The 6,000-nt window shown below is 69.4% G+C and carries 3 protein-coding genes and 1 pseudogene; 2 read left to right on the top strand and 2 right to left on the bottom strand.

Translation table 11 applies throughout. The features are described 5' to 3' along the window. Window positions 1–413, bottom strand: a pseudogene (locus tag BST11_RS23890) (protein translocase subunit SecD); the annotation flags it as partial. A gap of 78 nt (window positions 414–491) precedes the next feature. After that, window positions 492–863, bottom strand: coding sequence for a preprotein translocase subunit YajC (gene yajC, locus BST11_RS23885; protein WP_083140722.1), 372 nt, complete (start codon window positions 861–863; stop codon window positions 492–494). A 113-nt stretch (window positions 864–976) separates the two neighbouring features. Here yajC and gabT point away from each other — a divergent pair, with 113 nt between their 5' ends. Next, the gene (gene gabT / locus BST11_RS23880; RefSeq protein ID WP_083140721.1) at window positions 977–2,326 is read left to right on the top strand and encodes a 4-aminobutyrate--2-oxoglutarate transaminase; all 1,350 of its coding nucleotides are present in this window, start codon (window positions 977–979) and stop codon (window positions 2,324–2,326) included. Between the two features lie 136 nt (window positions 2,327–2,462). Then, the gene (gene car, locus BST11_RS23875; RefSeq protein WP_083140720.1) at window positions 2,463–5,993 is read left to right on the top strand and encodes a carboxylic acid reductase; all 3,531 of its coding nucleotides are present in this window, start codon (window positions 2,463–2,465) and stop codon (window positions 5,991–5,993) included. Window positions 5,994–6,000: the final 7 nt, after the last annotated feature.

Genomic DNA, 6,000 nt, shown 5'->3' with positions numbered 1-6,000 from the left:
GCCCGGGGTGGGGCCTTGGGCTCGGCGGCCTGCGTCGGCACCGAATTGAGCACCGGCCGGATGTACAGCCGCGCCGTCTGGCCCAGGTTGCGGGCCTCGTTGCCGTCGTTGCCGGGCACCGTGATCACCAGGTTGTCGCCGTCGACCACCACCTCCGAACCGGACACGCCCAGCCCGTTGACGCGCGCGCTGATGATCTGCTGCGCCTGGGCCAGGGCGTCGCGGCTCGGGCGTGAGCCGTCGGGGGTGCGGGCGGTCAGCGTGACGCGGGTGCCGCCCTGCAGGTCGATGCCGAGCTTGGGCGCCGCCCGCTTGTCGCCGGTGAGGAAGACCAGCAGGTAGCAGCCGATCAGCAGCAACAGGAAAACCGACAGGTAGCGGGCGGGGTGCACTGGCGCCGAAGACGATGCCACGTTTCTCGTCTCTCCTCGTATCCGCTCGTACGTCCCCTGGCAGGTCCCTGAGGGTCGGTTTCGTTGTCCCGACAGAGCCTAGTGTCGCCCCGGGTCGGCCAGCCCCTCGGATTCTCCTAAGTCGCCGGCGCCGTCTTGTTCACCTTCGTCGATCTCGTCGGCGTCGGTCTCGTCGGTGTCGATCTCGTCGTCGGGCAGGATCTTGTCGCGCACCGCAAGCTTCATCCACGTTGTCACCACGCCGGGCGCGATCTCCAGCTCGACGGTGTCGTCGCTGATCGCCACGATCGTGGCCTCCATTCCCGACGTGGTATGCACCCGGTCGCCCGGCCGCAGCGACTCCTGCAGGTCGATGGTCGCCTGCATCGCTCTCCGCTGGCGGCGCGACGCGAAGTACATGAAGCCGCCCATGATGAGCAGGAACGGCAAGAACAAGACCAGACTCTCCATAGCGGCCAGTCTGCCAGCACCGCGGGTTGGCCCCGACGCCCCCGCTCACCCGCCGCGGACCGGATAGGCTTTTCATCACGACGTGACCGGCGCGCCGTGGTGAGGAGGACATCGTGGCCAGCCTCGAGCAGAGTCGCCAGCTGGTCACCGAAATCCCCGGTCCCACATCGCTGGAGCTCAACAAGCGCCGCGCCGCCGCGGTGTCCGGTGGCGTCAACGTCTCGCTGCCCGTCTTCGTCGCGCGCGCCGGCGGCGGCATCGTCGAGGACGTCGACGGCAACCGGCTCATCGACCTGGGTTCGGGCATCGCGGTCACCACGATCGGCAATTCCTCGCCCCGCGTGGTCGACGCGGTGCGCGCCCAGGTCGACGACTTCACCCACACCTGCTTCATGGTGACGCCCTACGAGGAGTACATCGCCGTCGCCGAGGAGCTCAACCGGATCACCCCGGGCTCCGGCGAGAAGCGCTCGGTGCTGTTCAACTCCGGCGCCGAGGCGGTCGAGAACGCCGTCAAGGTCGCGCGCGCCTACACCCGCAAACCCGCCGTCGTGGCGTTCAACCACGCCTACCACGGGCGCACCAACCTGGCGATGGCGCTGACCGCCAAGTCGATGCCCTATAAGAGCGGCTTCGGCCCGTTCGCGCCGGAGGTCTACCGCGCGCCGCTGTCCTATCCCTATCGCGACGGCCTGATCGACAAGGAGCTGGCCACCGACGGCGAAAAGGCCGCCGCGCGGGCGATCAGGGTCATCGAGAGCCAGGTGGGCGCCGACAGCCTGGCCGCGGTCGTCATCGAGCCGATCCAGGGCGAGGGCGGGTTCATCGTTCCGGCCGAGGGGTTTTTGCCCGCACTGCTCGACTGGTGCCGCCGCAACGGCGTGGTGTTCGTCGCCGACGAGGTGCAAACCGGTTTCGCGCGCACCGGGGCGATGTTCGCCTGCGAGCATGAGGGCCCGAACGGGCTGGAGCCCGACCTGATCTGCACGGCCAAGGCCATCGCCGGCGGCCTGCCGCTGTCGGCGGTGACCGGCCGGGCCGAGATCATGGACGCCCCGCACGTCGGCGGCCTGGGCGGGACGTTCGGCGGCAACCCGCTGGCGTGCGCGGCGGCGCTGGCCACCATCGCCACCATCGAGGCGGACGGCCTGATCGAGCGGGCGCGCCAGATCGAGCGGCTGCTGACCGAGCGGCTGACGCGGCTGCAGGCGGCCGACGACCGGATCGGCGACGTTCGCGGCCGCGGCGCGATGATCGCCATCGAGCTGGTCAAGACCGGAACGGCCGACCCGGACGCCGAGCTCACCGAGGCGCTGTCCACCGCGGCGCATGCCGCCGGGGTCATCGTGCTGACATGCGGCATGTCCGGCAACATCATCCGGCTGCTGCCCCCGCTGACCATCACCGACGAGCTGCTCCTCGAGGGCGTCGACGTGCTGGCGGGGATCCTCGCCGGCCTGTGAGGGCTCCCGGTGGTCGATCTCACAATCGATTGCCGGCGCCGCGTCATTGAGGAATAACGTTAGTTTCGCTAACGTTCTAGGGGTCAGCGCAGCGTCGCGCAATCCGACCTTTCTCTTCGTCACCAAAGGCACTGTCATGTCGAATGCGAATGTTGACCCGCGGCTCGAGCGCCGCATCGAAGAACTCACCGCCACCGACCCACAGTTCGCCGCTGCCGCCCCGAACCCGACGGTCGTCGCGGCCCTCGATCAGCCCGGCCTGCGCCTGCCGCAGGTGATCCGGACCGTGCTCGAGGGTTACGCCGACCGGCCGGCTCTGGGCCAGCGCGCCGTGGAGTTCGTCCGGGACCCCCAGAGCGGGCGGAGGGCGCTCGAGCTGCTCCCCCGCTACGAGACCATCACCTACCGCGAGCTCGGCGATCGGGTCGACGCCGTGGCGCGCGCCCTGTCCGACGACTCGGTGCGGCCGGGCGACCGCGTGTGCGTGCTGGGCTTCAACAGCGTCGACTACACGACCGTCGACGTGGCGCTCGCGACGATGGGCGCCGTGTCGGTTCCGCTGCAGACCAGCGCGGCGGTCACCCAGCTGCAGCCCATCGTGGCCGAGACCGAGCCGCGCGTGGTCGCGGCCAGCATCAACCAGCTGCTCGACGCCGTCGAGCTGATCCTGACCGGGCAGACCGCCGGCACGATTTCGCAACTCCTGGTGTTCGACTTCCACCCCGAGGCCGACGACCAGCGCGAGGCCCTCGAGGCCGCCCGCGCCCGGCTGGCCGACACCCGGGTGGCGGTCGAGACGCTGGCCGACGTGATCGAGCGGGGCAGGGCCATCCCCGACGCGCCGGGGGTCGAAGACGACTCGGCGGATCCGCTGGCCTTGCTGATCTACACCTCCGGCAGCACCGGCGCGCCCAAGGGCGCGATGTACCCACAGAGCAACGTCGCCAAGATGTGGCGCCGGTCGGCCCGGAACTGGTTCGGCGAGAGCGCCGCGTCGATCACCCTCAACTTCATGCCGATGAGCCACGTCATGGGGCGCGGCATCCTGTTCGGCACCCTCGGCAACGGCGGCACCGCCTATTTCGCGGCCCGCAGCGACCTCTCGACGCTGCTCGAGGACCTGGAGCTGGTCCGCCCGACCGAACTGAACTTCGTGCCGCGGATCTGGGAGACGCTGTACGGCGAGTTCCAGCGCCAGGTGGACCGCCGCCTGGCGAATGACTCTAACGCCGCCGAGCGCCGGGCCGTGGAGGACGAGGTGCTGGCCGAGCAGCGGCAGTACCTGCTGGGCGGCCGGTTCATCTTCGCGATGACCGGCTCCGCGCCCACCTCCCCCGAGCTCAAGCAGTGGGTCGAATCCCTGCTCGGGATGCACCTGTTGGACGGCTACGGCTCCACCGAGGCGGGCATGGTCCTGTTCGACGGCGAGGTGCAGCGCCCGCCGGTCGTCGACTACAAGCTGGTCGACGTCCCGGACCTGGGCTACTTCTCCACCGACCGGCCCTACCCGCGCGGCGAGTTGCTGCTGAAGACCGAGAACATGTTCCCGGGCTACTACAAGCGGCCGGAGGTCACCGCGGGCGTCTTCGACCCCGACGGCTATTACCGGACCGGTGACGTCGTCGCCGAGGTCGCCCCCGACCGGCTGGTGTACGTCGACCGCCGAAACAACGTGCTCAAGCTCGCGCAGGGCGAGTTCGTCACCGTCGCCAAGCTGGAGGCGGTGTTCGGCAACAGCCCGCTGGTCCGCCAGATCTACATCTACGGCAACAGCGCTCACCCCTACCTGTTGGCCGTCATCGTGCCGACCGACGAGAACGCCTCGAAGCAGGCGATCGCCGACTCGCTGCAGACCGTCGCGAAGGAGGCCGGCCTGCAGTCGTACGAGGTGCCGCGCGACTTCATCATCGAGACCACGCCGTTCACCCTGGAGAACGGTCTGCTGACCGGCATCCGCAAGCTGGCGTGGCCGAAGCTGAAGCAGCACTACGGCGAGCGGCTGGAACAGCTCTACGCCGAGCTCGCCGAGGCCCAGGCCAACGAGCTTCGCACCCTGCGCCACGGCGGCGCCGACGCGCCGGTGCTGCAGACCGTCATCCGGGCCGCGGGCGCGCTGCTGGGCAGCGCCCAGCTCGTTGAAGCGGACCTTCCGTCCGACGCGCACTTCATGGACCTGGGCGGAGACTCGTTGTCCGCGTTGACATTCGGCAACCTGCTGCGCGAGATCTTCGACGTCGACGTGCCGGTGGGCGTCATCGTCAGCCCGGCCAACGACCTGACCGCCATCGCCGACTACATCGAGGGCGAGCGCGAGGGCTCCAGGCGGCCCAGCTTCGCCTCCGTGCACGGTCGCGATACCACCGAGGTGCGCGCGAGCGATCTCACGCTGGACAAGTTCCTCGAGGCGTCGACGCTGGCCGCCGCCCCCGACCTGCCGAAGCCCACGTCCGAGGTGCGGACCGTCCTGCTGACCGGCGCGACCGGCTTTTTGGGCCGCTACCTGGCGCTGGAGTGGCTCGAGCGGATGGACTTCGTCGACGGCAAGGTGATCGCGCTGGTGCGGGGTCGCTCCGACGAGGAGGCCCGAGCCCGGCTCGACAACACCTTCGGCGTCGGCTCTGCGGAAGCCGACCCGACGCTGCTGGCCCACTACGGGGAGCTGGCCGCCGACCACCTCGAGGTGCTCGCCGGCGACAAGGGCGAGGCGAACCTGGGCCTGGACCAGCAGACCTGGCAGCGGCTGGCCGACACCGTCGACCTGATCGTCGACCCGGCCGCCCTGGTCAACCACGTGCTGCCCTACAGCGAGCTGTTCGGGCCGAACGCGCTGGGCACCGCCGAGCTGATCCGGATCGCGCTCACCACGAAGCAGAAGCCCTACGTCTACGTCTCGACGATCGGCGTGGGCGACCAGATCAAGCCGGGCAAGTTCGTCGAGGACGCCGACATCCGCGAGATCAGCCCGACGCGCGCGATCAACGACAGCTACGCCAACGGCTACGGCAACAGCAAGTGGGCCGGCGAGGTGCTGCTGCGCGAGGCCCACGACCTGTGCGGCCTGCCCGTGGCGGTGTTCCGCTGCGACATGATCCTGGCCGACACCACCTACGCGGGACAGCTCAACCTGCCGGACATGTTCACCCGGCTGATGCTGAGCCTGGTGGCCACCGGCGTCGCGCCCGGTTCGTTCTACGAGCTCGACGACGAGGGCAACCGGCAGCGCGCGCACTACGACGGGCTTCCGGTCGAGTTCATCGCCGCGGCCATCTCCGCGCTGGGGGTCCAGCTGACCCAAAACTCGGAGGCCTTCGAGACGTACCACGTGATGAACCCGTACGACGACGGCATCGGCCTCGACGAGTACGTCGACTGGCTCGTGGACGCCGGTTACCCGATCCAGCGCATCGCCGACTACGGCGAGTGGTTGCGCAGGTTCGAGGCATCGATGCGGGCCCTGCCCGAGCGGCAGCGCCAGTACTCGCTACTTCCGCTGCTGCACAACTACCAGAAGCCCGAGCGGCCGATCCGCGGATCGATGGCGCCGACCGACCGCTTCCGCGCCGCGGTGCAGGAGGCGAAAATCGGTCCGGACAAAGACATTCCGCATGTCTCCGCGCCGGTCATCGTCAAGTACGTCACCGACCTGCGGCTGCTCGGATTGCTCTGACGGGCCA

Origin of the sequence: Mycobacterium alsense, assembly GCF_002086635.1 — a bacterium.
Lineage (GTDB): Bacteria > Actinomycetota > Actinomycetes > Mycobacteriales > Mycobacteriaceae > Mycobacterium > Mycobacterium alsense.
The sequence above is the reverse complement of the archived record's forward strand: the minus strand, read 5'-3'. Positions and strand labels throughout refer to the sequence as shown.

What these genes read in the sequence shown, in the direction of transcription:
- yajC (WP_083140722.1), bottom strand. Translation starts at nt 863, where the DNA reads ATGGAGAGTCTGGTCTTGTTCTTGCCGTTCCTGCTCATCATGGGCGGC.
- car (WP_083140720.1), top strand. Translation starts at nt 2,463, where the DNA reads ATGTCGAATGCGAATGTTGACCCGCGGCTCGAGCGCCGCATCGAAGAA.